Here is a 15,670-nt window from a genome sequence, read left to right on the forward strand (position 1 = left end):
CTGTCAATCGCAACGGGGTCCGTGTTGAATTTGCCGCAGGCGTTACTCAACGGCAGCTTTCAATTCGGGCAGCACATCGAACAGATCGGCGACGAGACCGTAGTCGGCTACCTGGAAGATCGGCGCTTCTTCATCCTTGTTGATCGCGACGATCACCTTGGAATCCTTCATGCCTGCCAGATGCTGGATCGCTCCGGAAATACCGCAGGCAATGTAGAGATCCGGTGCGACGACCTTGCCGGTCTGACCCACCTGCCAGTCGTTCGGAGCATAGCCGGCATCGACCGCGGCACGGGAAGCGCCGACGGCTGCGCCGAGCGCATCGGCCACCGGCATGATGACTTCCTGGAACTTTTCTTCCGATCCAAGGGCGCGGCCACCGGAAATGATGATCTTCGCGGAGGTCAGTTCCGGACGATCGGATTTGGAAAGTTCCTCTCCGACGAATTCCGACAATCCGTCCGATGCTGTACCCGCAATGGCTTCAATGGCCGCCGAACCGCCGTCTTCCGCTGCCGCGAAAGTGGAGGTCCGCACCGTGATGACCTTTTTCGGGTCCCCGGACTTGACGGTCTGAAGGGCGTTGCCGGCATAGATCGGACGCTCGAATGTGTCCGCATCGACAACGGCGGTGATGTCGGAGATCTGCATCACGTCCAGAAGAGCGGCGACGCGCGGCAGCGTGTTTTTGCCGTTGGCGGTCGCCGGCGCGACGATGGCGTCGTAATCGCCCGCCAGTCCGACAATCAGGTCAGCGGTCGGCTCGGCAAGCTGGTGCTCCAGAGCGTCGTCTTCGGCGACGAGCACCTTGGCAGCGCCGGAAAGTTTCGCGGCGGCTTCCGCGACACTTTGAACGCCTTTGCCGACCACAAGAATATGGACATCGGAGCCCAGCGCAACGGCCGCCGTCAGCGCCTTGGCCGTCATATCGTTCAGTGCGCCGCCGGCGTGTTCAGCCACAAGAAGTGTTGTCATTTTGATTCTCCTGCAACGCCCTTAAAGGACACCGGCCTCGTTCTTGAGTTTCTCGACGAGTTCGCTGACGGATCCGACCTTGATACCGGCCTGACGCGCAGGCGGTTCGGTTGTGGAGACAACAGTCAGCCGCGGCGAAATGTCGACGCCGAAATCGTCCGGAGATTTCTCGTCGATCGGCTTCTTCTTCGCCTTCATGATGTTCGGCAGCGACGCGTAACGCGGTTCATTGAGACGCAGGTCCGTGGTGACGATTGCCGGGAGCTTCAGTTTGACGGTCTGCAGGCCGCCATCCACTTCGCGGGTCACATCGACGGTGCCGTCGCCGAGATCGACCTTCGACGCGAAGGTGCCCTGGCTCCAGCCGAGCAGGGCCGCAAGCATCTGGCCGGTCTGGTTGCAGTCGTCGTCGATCGCCTGCTTGCCGAGGATCACGAGCCCAGGCTCCTCGGCTTCCACGATCGCCTTGAGGATTTTTGCCACGGCCAGAGGCTCGGTGGTGGCATCCGTCTTCACGAGAATGCCCCGGTCGGCGCCCATGGCAAGGCCGGTTCTGAGCGTTTCGGTGGCCTGCTGCGGACCGACGGACACAACGATCACCTCGGTCGCCTTACCGGCTTCTTTCAGCCGCAGGGCTTCTTCGACGGAAATTTCGTCGAACGGATTCATAGACATCTTGACGTTCGCAAGATCGACACCCGAACCATCCGCCTTGACACGGACTTTCACGTTGTAATCGATCACCCGCTTGACGGGTACGAGGATTTTCATCTGGTCTCAACCTCTTGCTGGGCCGGCTTTCACCGCACCGCATTCTCAGGCTCTCCGCCCCGAGGTGACCAAAGGTCACAAACGGCGGAATTGAGCCAATCGTAGCGCATGGCGGGGGACCGTACTGACCAGCACGGCACCTGTCAATTGGGCTAATCGGTTTAACGCAGCAAATTGCCGCGCCTGGAAAATCAAGCGTCGCAAAGATGACAGTTCGGCCCTGCTTCGGGTCCATCCGCCACGGGACCGTGGAAGGCCCGGTACCCGCCGCAATCCGGAAAATCCTCAGGCAGTGTTCCTGTCGAACAGCTGCACACCCTTGCGCCGGAAGAAGACGACCAGAATAGCCCCCGCAACCAATCCGCCGACATGCGCGATGAAAGCCACCTGGCCTCCTTCCACAACGAGAGCGTTGACGATCTGGTAGAGAATCCAGGCGCCCAGCAACCAGTTGGCCGTCAGCCGCAGCGGAATCCGGCCGAGCGCCAGCACCCAGATCTTCACGCGCGGATGCAGCATCAGATAGGCGGCGACCACACCCGATACGGCGCCTGACGCCCCGATCAGCGGCACTTCCGAATTCATGTCGAGAACCGCATAGGCATAACCGCCCGCTGCCGCGCAGATCAGGTAGAAAGCCAGGTAGCGGACATGCCCCATGGCATCTTCGACATTGTCACCGAACACCCACAGGAACAGCATGTTGCCGATGAGGTGCATATACCCGCCGTGCAGGAAGGCATAGGTGACGATCGACATCCACTCCGGCAGCAATTGCAGGTGCGGCGAGAGTTCGCGAACATCGAAAAACACCGCTGGTATCAGCCCGAAGGAATACGAGGAGGCGCCGACAGCCTGCTGATTGCCCGCGCCCTGGTACAGCAGGAAGATCAACACATTCGCAGCGATGATCGTCAGGTTCACATAAGGGTGGGGGACATGGACCCGCCGGTTATGATCGTAAAGTGGAATAAACATCTGCCCTCCGGGCCCTCGTCCTGCCGCGCCCGTTGCCTGTTACCGGTTACCGGTTCTGGCCCGGCACCCAGAGAACATCCTGTCCGCCCTTGTCGTTCAGATAACGGGACGCGACAAAAAAATAGTCCGACAGGCGGTTCATGTAGCGCACGGCGGCCGGATTGACCTTCTCTCTGCCTGCAAGTTCCACAATCAGCCGTTCCGCGCGCCGCGAGACCGTCCGGGCAAGATGCAGATGCGCTGATGCCGAACTCCCGCCAGGCAGCACGAAAGACCGCAAGGTCGACAGATCCGCATTCAGCACATCAATCGCCTGCTCGATGGCTTCCACCTGGGCATCGGTGACGCGCAGCGGCTCGTAGCCGAGGTCCTCGTCCGTCTCCGGTGTGGCGAGATCGGCTCCGAGATCGAACAGATCGTTCTGGACAGAACCGAGAAAGGCATCGACCTCCGGCACGGTTTCACCCGTATGCAGCCTGACCAGCCCGACAACCGCATTGGTTTCGTCCACCGTGCCGTAGGCCTCGACCCTCAGATCGTTCTTCGGCCGGCGTTCGCCGGAACCCAGCGCGGTGGTGCCGTCATCCCCGGTCTTTGTGTAGATCTTGTTCAGAATAACCATTGCTCGCCGTCCCCCAAATTTCCGTCAACGATATCCGTCAGCGGTTGCCGAAGAAATAGAGCCCGCCCATCACCAGGACAATGACCAGAAACTGCAGCCCGACCCGCCAGCGCATGAGCATCTGCGAACGGTTCGCCGGTCCGTTGCGGAACATGTTCCAGATGCCGAGCAGCAGGACGATAGCCACGGCCGCCAGCCCGATCGGAATAAGAGTGTTGATGATGTCAGCCATTTTTTATCCTTTTCAGCCCCGCGCCGCACCCGGCCTGCGTTTCATGAACCCGCGGTCCGGGGAGCTATTTTCCGCCGTCGGCGGCCCAAATGCAGAAACGGTCGAGAAGACCTGTCGGCAACAGCCGTTTTGCCACAGCCATGACGGTTGTCGGAACAGTGACATGATAGCGCGCCCTGGGCCGCTTCGCCTCCACTGCATGAATGAGCTTTTTGACGACCGCCTCCGGGCGCAGCTTGAACGGCCCCGGCTCTCCCGCTTCCATGCGTTGGCGCTGTTTTTCGTAGGTTTCCCGATGGACCGAGGACTTCGATCCGTCCTCACCGATCCAGCGGTCGAAATTCGCCAGGGCATTTTCGGTGAACTTCGTTGCGATCGGTCCCGGCTCGATAAGCGACACATGCAGACCCGTCCCGGCCAGTTCCTGCCGCAGCGTGTCCGAATAGGCCTCCAGGGCAAATTTCGAGGCATTATAGGCGCCGCGGTATTTCAACGCCACCAGCCCAAGCACCGACGAACACTGCACGATGCGTCCGGACCCGTTGGCCCGCATGGCAGGCAGGAGCTGCCTCGTCAGATCGTGCCAGCCGAAGAAATTCGCTTCGAAAAGGGCCCGCAGCGCTGCTGTCGGAAGATCTTCCACCGCGCCGGGCACAGCAAAGGCGCCATTGTTGAAAACCGCATTGAGCTTGCCGTCCGTCCTCTCGAGCACGGCATCGGCCGTCGCACGGATACTGTCGGTATCCTCATAATCCAGACGGTAGGCCTCGAACCCTCCGTCCTTCAGCCGGTCCACATCCTGCTGGGACCGGGCGGAAGCAAACACCCGCCAGTCGCGCCCTCGCAGTATGCGGCATGCCGCGGCACCGATGCCGGAGGAACACCCCGTTATCAGTATGGATTTCGGTTCGGGAAAACTGTCGGGGTAGCCACTCATTCAGGAAGAATCCGGTGGTGAAATATTTCGGTCCCGAACTCCTATCAGATTGGTTCACCTGAAAGCAATTTAGGAACCGGCCCCGCAAAGCCGGCGGCTTCCCGGATAAACTGTGTCTTGATGCCCGGCATGCGATCAACGAGACCGAGACCGAAGTCCCGCACGGCGCGCAGAAAATCGTTGTCGTTCGAAAAAAGCCTGTTGAGGACATCCGTAACCACGCCCATCTGGAACGTGTCGAACCGGCGCCAGCGCTGATAGCGCTCCAGAACGTCGAGACCGCCCAGGTCCTGCCCGAGGCGGCGCGCGTCCACCAGCACCTCGGCAAGCGCCGCGACATCCTTGAAACCGAGATTGAGACCCTGTCCGGCAATCGGATGAATGCCGTGAGCTGCATCGCCGATCAGGGCGAAGCGCGGCTTCACGAAATCCCGCGCCAGTTTCAGCCCCAGCGGGTAGGCCCGGCGCGGGCCTTCCAGCTTGAGCGCACCGAGGTGATGGCCGAACCGGCGCTCCAGCTCCAGCTCGAAAGTAAAATCGTCGGAGCGCACCAAACGGTCCGCATCGGCCGTCTTTTCCGTCCAGACAAGCGAAGACCGGTTGCCGGGCAGGGGCAGAATGGCGAATGGGCCTGCGGGCAGAAAATGCTCTTCCGCCCGGCCTTCATGCGGGCGCTCATGCGCGACCGTCGTCACGATGCCGGACTGGCCGTAGTCCCAGTTGACAGTGCGGATACCCGCCAGATCGCGGAGCCTGGAGCGCACACCGTCCGCCGCGACCAGCAGCCGGCTCTTCAGCAGGGAGCCATCTTCAAGCGTAATTTCCGCATGGTCCGGAAGTGTGCGGAAACCATCGGCCGTCGCGGGCGCGAAGAAGGATACACCGAGTTTCTTGGCCGCCTTGTAGAGCGCCGGCATCATGATGCCGTTGGGCATCATATGGGCAAAGGCCTCCCCTTCGGTCGCCTCCCCGTCGAAGGTCAGGAAAACCGGACGCACGGCATCGCGCAGCCGACTGTCGGTCACGATCATTTCGTTGATCGGCTGGGATTCGGCCTCGATCTGCTGCCAGATGCCCAGCTGTGTCAGCATGCGCGAAGCGGCAGCCGCGATGGCTGACGCCCTCGGGTCCTTGTGGAGCTGATCCATCGGCTTGGGATCGACCACCGCGCATGCCAGACCGGCATCGCCCTGCTTCAGGGCTACGGCCAGCGAAAGGCCCACATAGCCACCGCCAACGATCACGACATCGAACATGTCCGACGAACCGCTTGTCTTTGCCTTCTTGGCCATCGTCTCTATCTCCTTGCCGCCACCTTCCCGAACGACATCTTGACTTTAACGTCAGGTGACGTTCAAGAGTGCACGTAAGGCCGGTTGACCCGGCTTCAATATCCGGCACTCTATCTAACAGGGATCGCGCCGATGAACAGGGCCATCGACAACCTTCTGCAGATACTCGACCTGGAACCGCTGGAGCGCAACCTGTTCCGTGGTCGCAGCCCCCAGGCCGGCTGGCAACGTGTCTTCGGCGGCCAGGTCATCGGCCAGGCGCTTGTCGCGGCGTCCCGGACGGTGGTGGAGGACAGGCACGTTCATTCCCTCCACGGTTATTTCATGCGCCCCGGCGATCCGGAGGTGCCGATCATCTACGAGGTCGACCGGATTCGCGACGGCGGCAGCTTCACCACACGACGGGTCGTCGCAATTCAGCACGGCGAGGCGATCTTTTCCATGTCCGCGTCTTTCCAGGTAATCGAGGAAGGCCTCGAACACCAGAGCGACATGCCGGATGTGCCGGCGCCCGAAGACCTGCCGAGCGAACAGGAGCTTAAGGACAAGTTCCTGACCATGGCGCCGGAAAACATCCGCCGCTACTGGGAACGGGAACGGCCGATCGAGATGCGCCCGGTCGACATGACCCATTATTTCAGCAAGAAACCCCTGCCCCCGCAGCAGTATGTCTGGGTCCGCGCCAGCGGGCCGCTGCCGGACGACGAACGCATCCACCAGTGCGTCCTCGCCTATGCCTCCGACATGACACTGCTGGATACCTCGCTGTTTCCCCACGGCACATCCGTCTTCAGCCCGAAGATCCAGGCCGCCAGCCTCGACCATGCCATGTGGTTCCACCGCCCGTTCCGCGCGGACGACTGGCTGCTCTACGCAACCGACAGCATGTCTTCCTCCGGATCGCGCGGCATGAACCGCGGCGCGCTTTACACCAGAGACGGCACCCTCATCGCCTCCACCGCACAGGAAGGCCTGATCCGGCTGCGCCGGAAGGAGTGAAAGGCAAGGGCGATCAGGAACCGGAACATCCGGCGCGATTCGTCAGGCCGATACGGACGTTCGCCGCTTTGAAGCCTGAGCCCGCAAGCAGGCATTCATTTTACACACAGCAGATTTACAGGATGGCCGGTGGCGAGCGGACTTTCGCAGCGATGCAACTATTTAGAAATCGTGGCCATCTTGCGTAACACTCGTCCTTGTCGAGAGTGCGAAGGTCGCACCGCGTTTTCGGCGATACGCTTGATCTCACTGAGAAGTCGTTCCATTGCCGTTGCTGACAACGCTGTTCGCGGCTGCGACAGGTAACAAGCGTGCTGCGCAGCAAAGCCGAACAGTGCGTCAAGACTGGTCTGGAAGTGTCTGCGGAGGTTCCAGCGAAAGTCGATCCCGCTTCAAATACGCATAGAGATGCTTGTCCTGTCTTCACAGGCACTTACGCCCGCCTACTAGTCCCGTTTCGCCGCGCCATCGTGTAAAAGGGCTTCCGCTTCAATCTCGACCTTGTGATCACCAATCAATCCTGCCACGACAACCAGCGTATTTGCAGGCTTGATCTGCGAAAAGACGCGGCCGTGCGCGCGGGAAATATCGAGCACATCGTTCTCGTCCGTGATGAAGATACGGGTCCGCACGACATCCTTGGCCGTTGCGCCAAGTGCCGAGAGCGCGGCGAGGATCTTGTCGAGAATGAATGTTGTCTGGGCTGCCGCATCACCGGGGGCAACGGCCCTGGAGGCACCAGCGACAGCCGTCGTGCCGGAGACAATAATCCGGTTGCCGATCCGGTGCGCGCGGCAATATCCGGCGATCTCCTCCCAATCGGATCCCGTCAAGACCTGTGTTGCATCCGGCCGGTGCGGGGCGGGGGCCGCCTCATGGGCCCGCAGCATTCCAGACAGGTGATGGCTGAGATCTCCGGAGGCCGTCAAGAAAGGCGGGCGGCGGTATTCATCACCGCAGTCGCCCGGTACCGGGCATGTTTTTGAAAAACTGTCATCAAGAAGTGCGAGATCGTCGTCATCCAGCGCGAAGGAAAACAGTTTGGCGTTGTCTGCCATATGCTCGCTCTCGCCGAGCCGGGCGCCGACAATCACCCCCGCGACCGCGGGCTGTTCCATCACCCAGCGGGTCGCCACGTTGGCAAGCGATACGGCGTGTTTCTGTGCGATGGAACTCGCTGCTTGAAGAACGGTCTGGAAACCGTCCCAACCGCCCGCCGCATCGATGAAACGCTTGTATTTCATCTTCGACCAGTCGGCGATCTCGGCAGGTTCTGCCTTGCCGAGCCAGCGGTCCGACAGAAATCCGCCACACAAGGTGCCGTAGCCGAGCAGGCGAACGCCTCTTTCGGCACAAAGGCTGGACAAGGGCCCGAGCGCACGGCGATCGATCATGGAAAAGGACACCTGGTTGCTGATGAGCGGAATCCCGTCGGAAAGGGCAAGGCGCAGATGTGCGGCGTCAAAGTTGGTGACGCCGAGGGCCTTGATCAGCCCTTCGTTCTTGAGTTTCGTTATTTCGTGAAGCGCGTCCAACCAGGCCGGATGTTCAAAGCTCCACCAATGGAACTGCAAAAGATCAATGCAGCCGGTGCCCAGCCGATCAAGCCGCTCCTGGACGCCCGCGCGCACCACTTCGGCGGTCATCGGGCCCGGTTCCGGGCACCATTTGGTGAAAACCTGAGGGCGGTTTTCTCCCTTGTGCCGAGCAAGCAACCGGCCGGAGATGATTTCCGCGCTACCATAGTGATCGGCCATGTCGAAGGTCGTGAAACCGGCGTTCAGATAGGCTTCCAGGTGATCCGCACCAGTCTCAGGATCGAGTTGCGGTCCGTTCTTCTCGATGTCGGCCACCTGCCAAAGACCCGTCAGGATTCGGCTGATTTCCAGGCCATTGGCAAGGATCTGGCGAGGCGGATGGATGGTCATCGGCAATCCTTCAGGTTTCGGGCAGGAGCAGCTTGAAACTGCGCTCAATGTCCTGGGCAAGTGCTTTTTGCGCGGCCGCGCGGTCCTTGACCCTTAGGGCTGCGATGATTTCTTCGTGGTGAATGTGTTCCGGAGTTTCCAGAGCGGCCTTTTCCTGAACGACGAGGTTCAGAAACGCGCCATATTGCAGCCAAAGCGCCTCGACGAGGGGCAGAATGACCTGGGATCGGGATTGCCGGTAAAGATTGAAATGAAATTCGTAATTTTGCGTCAGATCCGGCAGCTCACCTTCGATTCGAGGCCGCGCAATGATTGCTGCGAGTGCATTGATCGCAGCAGCATCGATGTGGTCCATCGCTTCATTCAGCAAAATGGCTTCCAGGGCCAGGCGGGCAGATTTCAGCTCGCGCATACGGTCTGCGTCAAAGGGCGGCACTTCCAGGGTCCGGCTGGGCGTGTCGACAAGCGCACCTTCCGCCACAAGACGGCGGACAGCCTCACGCACCGGCGTCATTGAGGTGCCCAGCTGATCGGCCAGCGTGCGCAGGCTGACACTTTCACCCGGCGCAAATGCACCGCGCGTGAACGCATCGCGCAAGGCGTCATAGACGCTTTCTCTCAGTTTCGACTGATCGATCCTGGCAATCTTTGGCTCGTTCATCCCTCAACCTTTGGCCGCGTTTGCTTCTTTTCTTGACAACTTGGCTTTTAGATATTGTATAAAATATCACAGATCACAAGCAAGGCGCGAAAACAAAAAAGTGGGGAGCGCAGTGGCGGAAGATGCGGACGGGACAGAACGTGACTCAGCGGCCGAGGCCGGCGATGGATTCTGGCTCTATGACCTGAAGGTCGAGACGGTCCTTGATGGCCGCACTCCGGTGTGCCGGCACATTGAAGGCGAGAGCTTTGCCGTTGAGGGGGAGGCTCTCGTCTTCGGCAAGGGGCAGCGAATTTCAATGTACGCCCTGGCTGCCGTTTTGCCCCTGCTTCCCGCCAAGCAGCGCCTGACAAGCCCGAATGACTGGATCAGCACGGACGCGGAAGTTGCCTGTCCGGATCCACATTGTGGAGGCCGGTTCCGCATCACACGGACAAAAAAACGCTGGTTCAGCCATTCCGAGACCACAGGTCTTCCGGATCAGCGCAGCACGCCCTACTGGCTGAAGGAGGGTGGGCAATGAGTACCGAAACGGCGGACCTCAGGCCCGGTTGCGCGATCTCACGCGTCATCAAAGGCGGTTGGCAGCTCGCAGGCGACCATGGTCCGGTCGATCCGGCCGCAGCGATTGCCGATATGGAGGCCTTTCTCGACGCCGGGATCACCTCTTTCGACTGCGCGGATATTTATACCGGCGTTGAGGAGATGATCGGGGCTTTCATTGCCGATGTCCGGAGACGGCGGGGACCGGAAACGGCGAACCGCGTCCAGGTGCACACCAAGCTGGTGCCGGACCTGGAAAGGCTTTCCGATCTCAAGGCGGAGGACGTGGAGGAGATTGTAGACCGCTCCTTGCAGCGTCTTCAAATCGAGCGCCTGCATCTGGTTCAGTTCTACTGGTGGGATACGGCCATCGGGGCGCCCGTAACGGCAATGGAAGCACTCAAACGCTGCCAGGAAAAGGGCAAAATAGCGCATCTGGGGGTCACCAATTGGGACGTAAGCGAAACGGCGCCCTATCTGGACGCGGGGATCGATCTGGTATCGACACAGGTTCAGTATTCGGTTCTTGATCGCCGAGCCGCCACGGCGCTTGTGCCATGGGCGGCGGACCATGATGTCCAACTGTTGTGCTACGGCACACTTGCCGGGGGATTTCTCACCGAAAACTGGCTGGGCAAAGCAGATCCGGGCTTTGAATTCGAAAACCGGTCCCTGATCAAGTACCGCTTGATCATCGACGAGTTCGGGTCCTGGAGCACCTTCCAGACCTTGCTGGGGCTGTTGAAAGAAATTGGCGGTCGCCATGGTGTATCGCTCAGCTCGGTCGCGACACGATGGGTGCTGCAGCAGCCCCAGGTCGCGGCCGCGATTGTGGGCGCCCGCTATGCCCGTCATTTGCCAAAAACCCTGGAAGTCTTCCGGTTCAAACTGGATGCAGACGATCTTGCCCGCATCGATGCGTTGCTTGAAACCGCGCCGGGCCCGCAAGGAGACGTGTTCGGTCTGGAGCGCGATCGGACCGGACGCCACGGCCGGATCATGAAATACAATCTCAACACCCGCCCGGACGATGTGGTTCTTGGGGCGGGTCTGGGGGCGGGCCCCGGGGCAGTCAATGGGTGAGCCGATCCTCAAGCTAAAGGGTGTGTCGCGGTCTTTCGGCGATTTCGTCGCAGTTGACCGGGTCTCGCTGAATATCCGGAGCGGGTCGATCACCGGCCTGATCGGCCCGAATGGTGCCGGCAAGTCGACGCTTTTCAATGTTATTGCCGGGGATCTCGCGCCAAGTGCCGGCCGGGTGGTGTTTGATGAACAGGACATCTCCGGTTTCGCCTCCGAGCGGCGTTTTGCGGCTGGACTGGGCCGGACCTTTCAAATCCCGCGGCCCTTCAAGCGCATGAGCGTGTTGGAAAACGTGATGCTCGCGCCTCTGGATCAAGATGGCGAAGGCTTGCTCGCAGCGGTATTGGGCCGGGCGAGGATCCGCGCGCAGGAAGCCGCAATCCGCAAGCGCGCGCTCGAGGTGCTCGATTTTGTCACACTTCACCCACTGGCCGATCAGCCAGCGGGCAAGATTTCGGGGGGCCAAATGAAACTTCTGGAACTGGCCCGCGTCCTGATGGGCGACCCGAAACTGATCCTCCTGGACGAACCGGCCGCCGGTGTGAATCCGGCCCTCACGGAAGTGTTGATCGGCAAGATCGAAGAGCTCAATCGCGACGGCAAGACTTTCCTGATCATCGAGCATGACATGGATTTTGTCATGCGGCATTGCGATCCGGTGATCGCGCTTGCCGAAGGATGTGTCATCTTTGAAGGCACAGCAGCTGAGGCCCAGTCCAATCCGGTATTGTTGGATGTTTATCTGGGAGCGCCGGTCGATGCCTGATGCCGTGCTTACCGTGGACGCTGTGACGGCCGGTTACGTTCCGGACCTGCCAATCCTGCGCAGTGTTACTCTAACGGCCGAACGAGGCAAACTGACAGTCATTATCGGACCGAATGGAGCTGGAAAGTCGACCTTGATCAAGGCTGTTTACGGACTGGTGCCGATCAGCGACGGCATAATAACGGCTGATGGCAAAGGCATTCTGGGCCTTTCGCCCGACCGCATGACAAGCGTCGGCATTGCCTATGTGCCGCAGTCGGATAATGTCTTCAGAACGCTGACAATCCGCCAGAACCTTGACCTCGCTCTTCAAAAACACGCTCGTGCCGATGAAAAACTCTCCGAGCTCTACGCCCGCTTTCCGGTTCTTGCGGACAAACAGCGAGACAGGGCAGGATCCCTGTCAGGCGGGCAGCGGCAGTTCCTGGCCGTTGCCATGGCCCTTGCCGCAGATCCAGGCCTGATCTTAATGGATGAGCCGTCGGCCGGCTTGTCGCCAAAGGCCGCTGAAGAAGTGCTTGATCATGCCAAACAGCTGACCGGGCAGGGCGTGACCATCCTGTTGGTCGAACAGAACGTCAAACAGGCTCTCAAGCGGGCCGATCATTGTTACGTCCTTGCGGAAGGCCGCAACCAGATTGATGGGCCAGCGGCAGATCTCCTTCAGGATCCTGCCCTTGGCCGGATCTATCTGGGCAGGGAAAGGCGGGCGCAAGCATGATCCAGCATCTCGTCGACGGTATCCTGGTCGGATCATTCCTGTCGCTCGGCGCGATCGGTCTCACGATGGCCATGCATATCCTCCGCTTTGCGAATTTTTCGCATGCGGAGCTGTTGTCGATCGGCGCTTATTGCGCCCTGGTTTTCGACAAGGTTTTCGAGAGCCTGTCGCCGGTGCTGGCGACAAAAATCGGGCCGCTCTCCATGACTGGAGCGCTCGCCATTTCGATTATCCTGTCGATGGCTGCGACCGGACTCTCCGCAGTCTTGATAGATCGTTTCATTTTCCAGCGTGTGCGCCAGAAAGGCGAAGAGCTGTCAATGGTGTTTGCGTCCTTCGGCATGGCGCTCATCATCCGGAATGTGATCGGCCTGATTTTCGGTTTGTCGGGTGAGCTTTATTCCAACGAGATTGCCTTTGCGATGGTCTTGTCGCGGGATCCCTTGCTTCTGGTGAAGCCGGATCAGGTTTTCGTTCTGATCGCCGCGCTTGTTCTGATGTTCGCGCTTCATGTGGTTTTGTCACGCACGACCTTTGGTTATTCCCTTCGGGCGGTTGCTGAAAATCCCAGACTTGCGCAGGTTCATGGCATCAACCTGAAACGTATGATCGCTGCTGTCTGGGTCATCGGCGGCGGGCTCGGAGCGGTCGCCGGAATCTTCTATGGCCTCAGCTTTCAGATCACCCCGGTCATGGGGCGCGATCTCGTTCTGCCGATCTTTGCCGCGACCATCGTCGGCGGCATAGGCAGCGTCTATGGTGCAGTGCTTGGCGGCTTTATTGTCGGCATTGCCTCGAACCTCGCTCTGGTGATCCTGCCATCCGGTTACAGCCCGTCGGTTCCGTTCCTTATGATCCTCGCCGTCCTTCTGGTGCGCCCCAATGGCCTGTTCGGGGAGGCGCGGGCATGATCGGCTTTATTTCCTATCTGGTATTTTTTTCAACCGTTGCCGCGATCCTCGCGATCGCCGTTCTGGGTTTGAACCTTCAGTGGGGCAATACAGGTCTTTTCAACGGCGGGATTGTCGCCTCGTTCGGAGCGGGCGCCTACGGAACATTGATCCTTGGCGGCACACCGCAGGACGGACACCTTGGCGGTTTCGAACTGTTTTATCCGCTAGCCCTGGCCGGGGGCATGGCTTTCGCCGGCGGACTTGCCTGGGTGGTCGGCAGGCTCACGCTTCGCCTCAGGCATGACTATCTGGCGATTGCGACGTTCGGAGTTGCCGTTGCCTTTGAGAACGTCATGCGCAACGCAACCGGCGTAACTGGCGGGGCACAGGGCATCCGGGGCTTCGAGCGCCCGCTCCAGAACCTTCTTGGCAGCGGATTTAGCTACAATCTGGTGTTTCTGGTCGCTGTTCTGGCTTTTCTCGCCCTTGTGTACGTCTTTCTGGAACGACTGACCGTTTCGCCTTTCGGGCGGTTGTTGCGGGCAATCCGCGAGGATGAAACCGCCGCACGGTCACTTGGAAAATCACCGGACAGGGTCCGTCTGGCTGCCTTTGTCACCGGTTCGGTGATCATCGGTCTCGCCGGCGGACTATATGGCACTTTTTATGCCTTTGTCAGTCCGCAGGATGTTCTGCCGATCCTCACCTTTCAGATCTGGGCGATGCTGATTGTTGGTGGAGCCGGCAACAACAGGGGCGCTATGGCGGGGGCTTTTCTGATCTGGGGAGCCTGGACGTTTTCCGGCTGGGCCCTGTCCCGCTTCGCGCCTGTCGAAGCCCAACTTTATACCGGTTCGATCCAGTTTGTTCTGATCGGAATGGTGATCGTCGGCATGCTGCTTTGGAGACCACAGGGTCTTTTCCCCGAGCGGCTGGTCGTTTCGCAACCCGGGGTGGACACCGGGAACAAGCAGAGGGACTAACATGAAAAAAACACTTGTTTTTGCCGCGGTTGCCGCGGGTATGACTGCTCTGAGCACCGGTGTTCAGGCACAGGATTGTACAACCAAAATCGGAGCGGCGCTGCCGACGTCGGTTGATTGGGGGCGACCGATAGCGGAGGTTGCCCAGTTTGCCGTAGACCAGGTCAATGAAGCGGGCGGAGTGGGAGGCTGCGCTATTGAGATGGTTTTGCGCGATACCCAGGTTGATCCGAAGGTCGGTGTTGATGCGGCCAAGGCCCTGGTCGATCTGGAAGGGGTCAAGGTGCTCCTTGGTGCGGTCTCCTCCGGGGTCTCGATGCCTATCCTGTCATCTGTGACAGTGCCGAGCGGTGTGATGCAGATGTCGTGCTGCTCCTCATCGACAGCCTTCACCCGACTTGCGGAAGAGGGCAAAACCAAGGGCCTGTGGTTCCGCACCTTTGCAACGACGGCAGTTCAATCGGCGATGGGCGCGAAAGTCGCCGCAGACAAGGGCTGGAAATCGGTCGCTATCCTCTACAAGAACGACGACTGGGGCCAGGACATGGCCAAGCTGATCGCGGCAGATTTTGCAGCCGCCGGGGTTGAAGTGACGGTGTCAGTTGCGATCAACGACGCCCAGCCGTCTTATCGCGCTGAAGTCACCGAAGCGCTCGGCAGCCAGCCGGAAGCGCTTTATCTGGCGCTTTATCCGACGGAAGGCACCTCCGCAGTCCGCGAATGGCTGTCGCTTGGCGGCACACAAAACATGATCCTGGCAAACTCCTTAAAGTCCGACGAGTTTCGGGACAATGTCGGCCTGCAATATCTGGGTGGTGCTTTGGGAACAGACACGGCCTCGCCGCGCGTAGAGAGCGCGGATGCGTTCAAGGCGGCTTATCAGGCAAAGTTCGGCTCCGAGCCAAATGGCCCGGGCCTGGCGAACAGCTATGACGCGGCAATCATTGCTTTGCTTGCCATGGAAGCGGCCGGCAAGGATGCTTCCGGCGCTGATATTGCGGCCGCAGTATCAAAGGTTACGGACCCGAACGGGACAGCCGTTACTGCTGATGCGGCCGGTTTCAAATCGGCGAAAACCACGCTCGCTGAGGGCGGAACGGTGATGTATCAGGGCGCGACCGGAAATGTTCGATTTGATGTCAACGGCGATGTGTCCGCACCGGCCGTTGTCTGGAAGTTCACCGATAGCGGCACGGAAGAGGTCGAATACCTGTCGCTGACCGAGGTGGACGCCTTCATCGCGTCCCTGAAATAGTCCCGGTTCTGTACCTGGATCGGCCGGGGCG

At 60.0% G+C, this 15,670-nt stretch carries 17 protein-coding genes; 8 read left to right on the forward strand and 9 right to left on the reverse strand.

The window, feature by feature from the left end; genetic code table 11:
• Positions 1 to 42 precede the first annotated feature (42 nt).
• The 7 genes from OA90_RS05655 to OA90_RS05685 form a co-directional block, all read right to left on the reverse strand.
• Positions 43 to 975: an electron transfer flavoprotein subunit alpha/FixB family protein gene (locus tag OA90_RS05655; protein ID WP_068408368.1), complete on the reverse strand. Its 933-nt coding sequence runs from the start codon at positions 973 to 975 to the stop codon at positions 43 to 45.
• 21 nt (positions 976 to 996) lie between these two features.
• Positions 997 to 1,746 (reverse strand): electron transfer flavoprotein subunit beta/FixA family protein, encoded by a 750-nt coding sequence (locus tag OA90_RS05660; RefSeq protein WP_068408370.1) that lies wholly within the window; start codon positions 1,744 to 1,746, stop codon positions 997 to 999.
• Positions 1,747 to 2,031: 285 nt separating this feature from the next.
• On the reverse strand, positions 2,032 to 2,724 hold the full coding sequence (locus tag OA90_RS05665; protein ID WP_068408372.1) for a rhomboid family intramembrane serine protease: 693 nt from the start codon (positions 2,722 to 2,724) through the stop codon (positions 2,032 to 2,034).
• 46 nt (positions 2,725 to 2,770) lie between these two features.
• Positions 2,771 to 3,346, reverse strand: a complete 576-nt coding sequence (locus OA90_RS05670) for a cob(I)yrinic acid a,c-diamide adenosyltransferase (protein ID WP_068408374.1) — start codon at positions 3,344 to 3,346, stop codon at positions 2,771 to 2,773.
• A 37-nt stretch (positions 3,347 to 3,383) separates the two neighbouring features.
• On the reverse strand, positions 3,384 to 3,578 hold the full coding sequence (locus OA90_RS05675; RefSeq protein ID WP_068408376.1) for a twin transmembrane helix small protein: 195 nt from the start codon (positions 3,576 to 3,578) through the stop codon (positions 3,384 to 3,386).
• 64 nt (positions 3,579 to 3,642) lie between these two features.
• Entirely contained in the window at positions 3,643 to 4,515 is an 873-nt protein-coding gene (locus tag OA90_RS05680; RefSeq protein WP_068408378.1) for an SDR family oxidoreductase, read from the reverse strand.
• A 44-nt stretch (positions 4,516 to 4,559) separates the two neighbouring features.
• Complete coding sequence (locus OA90_RS05685; protein WP_068408380.1) at positions 4,560 to 5,807, reverse strand: ubiquinone biosynthesis hydroxylase; 1,248 nt, start codon at positions 5,805 to 5,807, stop codon at positions 4,560 to 4,562.
• A 132-nt stretch (positions 5,808 to 5,939) separates the two neighbouring features.
• Between OA90_RS05685 and tesB the strand changes: the two genes are divergently transcribed.
• Positions 5,940 to 6,806 carry an acyl-CoA thioesterase II gene (tesB, locus tag OA90_RS05690; RefSeq protein WP_068408768.1) on the forward strand — a complete coding sequence of 289 codons (867 nt, stop codon included), beginning with the start codon at positions 5,940 to 5,942 and terminating at the stop codon, positions 6,804 to 6,806.
• 446 nt (positions 6,807 to 7,252) lie between these two features.
• On the opposite strand, the gene OA90_RS05695 is transcribed toward tesB, so the two are convergent.
• Both OA90_RS05695 and OA90_RS05700 read right to left on the reverse strand, forming a co-directional pair.
• Positions 7,253 to 8,734, reverse strand: a complete 1,482-nt coding sequence (locus tag OA90_RS05695; protein WP_068408381.1) for an aldo/keto reductase — start codon at positions 8,732 to 8,734, stop codon at positions 7,253 to 7,255.
• A gap of 10 nt (positions 8,735 to 8,744) precedes the next feature.
• Positions 8,745 to 9,395, reverse strand: a complete 651-nt coding sequence (locus OA90_RS05700) for a GntR family transcriptional regulator (RefSeq protein WP_068408383.1) — start codon at positions 9,393 to 9,395, stop codon at positions 8,745 to 8,747.
• Between the two features lie 112 nt (positions 9,396 to 9,507).
• Here OA90_RS05700 and OA90_RS05705 point away from each other — a divergent pair, with 112 nt between their 5' ends.
• The 7 genes from OA90_RS05705 to OA90_RS05735 are packed head-to-tail and all read left to right on the forward strand — an operon-like array spanning position 9,508 to position 15,639.
• A complete protein-coding gene (locus OA90_RS05705) occupies positions 9,508 to 9,918 on the forward strand; it encodes a TIGR04076 family protein (RefSeq protein ID WP_068408385.1) in 411 nt (136 codons plus the stop codon).
• A complete protein-coding gene (locus tag OA90_RS05710) occupies positions 9,915 to 11,021 on the forward strand; it encodes an aldo/keto reductase (RefSeq protein WP_068408387.1) in 1,107 nt (368 codons plus the stop codon). The genes OA90_RS05705 and OA90_RS05710 overlap by 4 nt, the downstream gene beginning before the upstream one ends.
• A complete protein-coding gene (locus tag OA90_RS05715; RefSeq protein ID WP_068408389.1) occupies positions 11,014 to 11,787 on the forward strand; it encodes an ABC transporter ATP-binding protein in 774 nt (257 codons plus the stop codon). The genes OA90_RS05710 and OA90_RS05715 overlap by 8 nt, the downstream gene beginning before the upstream one ends.
• Complete coding sequence (locus OA90_RS05720) at positions 11,780 to 12,508, forward strand: ABC transporter ATP-binding protein (protein WP_068408391.1); 729 nt, start codon at positions 11,780 to 11,782, stop codon at positions 12,506 to 12,508. Before OA90_RS05715 ends, OA90_RS05720 begins: the two co-directional genes overlap by 8 nt.
• A complete protein-coding gene (locus OA90_RS05725) occupies positions 12,505 to 13,419 on the forward strand; it encodes a branched-chain amino acid ABC transporter permease (RefSeq protein WP_068408393.1) in 915 nt (304 codons plus the stop codon). Before OA90_RS05720 ends, OA90_RS05725 begins: the two co-directional genes overlap by 4 nt.
• Positions 13,416 to 14,384 (forward strand): branched-chain amino acid ABC transporter permease, encoded by a 969-nt coding sequence (locus tag OA90_RS05730; protein WP_068408395.1) that lies wholly within the window; start codon positions 13,416 to 13,418, stop codon positions 14,382 to 14,384. The genes OA90_RS05725 and OA90_RS05730 overlap by 4 nt, the downstream gene beginning before the upstream one ends.
• Before the next feature lies 1 nt (position 14,385).
• Positions 14,386 to 15,639, forward strand: coding sequence for an ABC transporter substrate-binding protein (locus OA90_RS05735; protein ID WP_068408397.1), 1,254 nt, complete (start codon positions 14,386 to 14,388; stop codon positions 15,637 to 15,639).
• Positions 15,640 to 15,670 lie beyond the last annotated feature (31 nt).

This window comes from Labrenzia sp. OB1 (assembly GCF_001624695.1).
GTDB lineage: Bacteria > Pseudomonadota > Alphaproteobacteria > Rhizobiales > Stappiaceae > Roseibium.

What these genes read in the sequence shown, in the direction of transcription:
- OA90_RS05655 (WP_068408368.1), bottom strand. Translation starts at nt 975, where the DNA reads ATGACAACACTTCTTGTGGCTGAACACGCCGGCGGCGCACTGAACGAT.
- OA90_RS05710 (WP_068408387.1), top strand. Translation starts at nt 9,915, where the DNA reads ATGAGTACCGAAACGGCGGACCTCAGGCCCGGTTGCGCGATCTCACGC.
- OA90_RS05735 (WP_068408397.1), top strand. Translation starts at nt 14,386, where the DNA reads ATGAAAAAAACACTTGTTTTTGCCGCGGTTGCCGCGGGTATGACTGCT.
- OA90_RS05720 (WP_068408391.1), top strand. Translation starts at nt 11,780, where the DNA reads ATGCCTGATGCCGTGCTTACCGTGGACGCTGTGACGGCCGGTTACGTT.
- OA90_RS05725 (WP_068408393.1), top strand. Translation starts at nt 12,505, where the DNA reads ATGATCCAGCATCTCGTCGACGGTATCCTGGTCGGATCATTCCTGTCG.
- OA90_RS05730 (WP_068408395.1), top strand. Translation starts at nt 13,416, where the DNA reads ATGATCGGCTTTATTTCCTATCTGGTATTTTTTTCAACCGTTGCCGCG.
- OA90_RS05670 (WP_068408374.1), bottom strand. Translation starts at nt 3,346, where the DNA reads ATGGTTATTCTGAACAAGATCTACACAAAGACCGGGGATGACGGCACC.
- OA90_RS05715 (WP_068408389.1), top strand. Translation starts at nt 11,014, where the DNA reads ATGGGTGAGCCGATCCTCAAGCTAAAGGGTGTGTCGCGGTCTTTCGGC.
- OA90_RS05675 (WP_068408376.1), bottom strand. Translation starts at nt 3,578, where the DNA reads ATGGCTGACATCATCAACACTCTTATTCCGATCGGGCTGGCGGCCGTG.
- OA90_RS05680 (WP_068408378.1), bottom strand. Translation starts at nt 4,515, where the DNA reads ATGAGTGGCTACCCCGACAGTTTTCCCGAACCGAAATCCATACTGATA.
- OA90_RS05660 (WP_068408370.1), bottom strand. Translation starts at nt 1,746, where the DNA reads ATGAAAATCCTCGTACCCGTCAAGCGGGTGATCGATTACAACGTGAAA.
- OA90_RS05700 (WP_068408383.1), bottom strand. Translation starts at nt 9,395, where the DNA reads ATGAACGAGCCAAAGATTGCCAGGATCGATCAGTCGAAACTGAGAGAA.
- OA90_RS05665 (WP_068408372.1), bottom strand. Translation starts at nt 2,724, where the DNA reads ATGTTTATTCCACTTTACGATCATAACCGGCGGGTCCATGTCCCCCAC.
- tesB (WP_068408768.1), top strand. Translation starts at nt 5,940, where the DNA reads ATGAACAGGGCCATCGACAACCTTCTGCAGATACTCGACCTGGAACCG.
- OA90_RS05695 (WP_068408381.1), bottom strand. Translation starts at nt 8,734, where the DNA reads ATGACCATCCATCCGCCTCGCCAGATCCTTGCCAATGGCCTGGAAATC.
- OA90_RS05685 (WP_068408380.1), bottom strand. Translation starts at nt 5,807, where the DNA reads ATGGCCAAGAAGGCAAAGACAAGCGGTTCGTCGGACATGTTCGATGTC.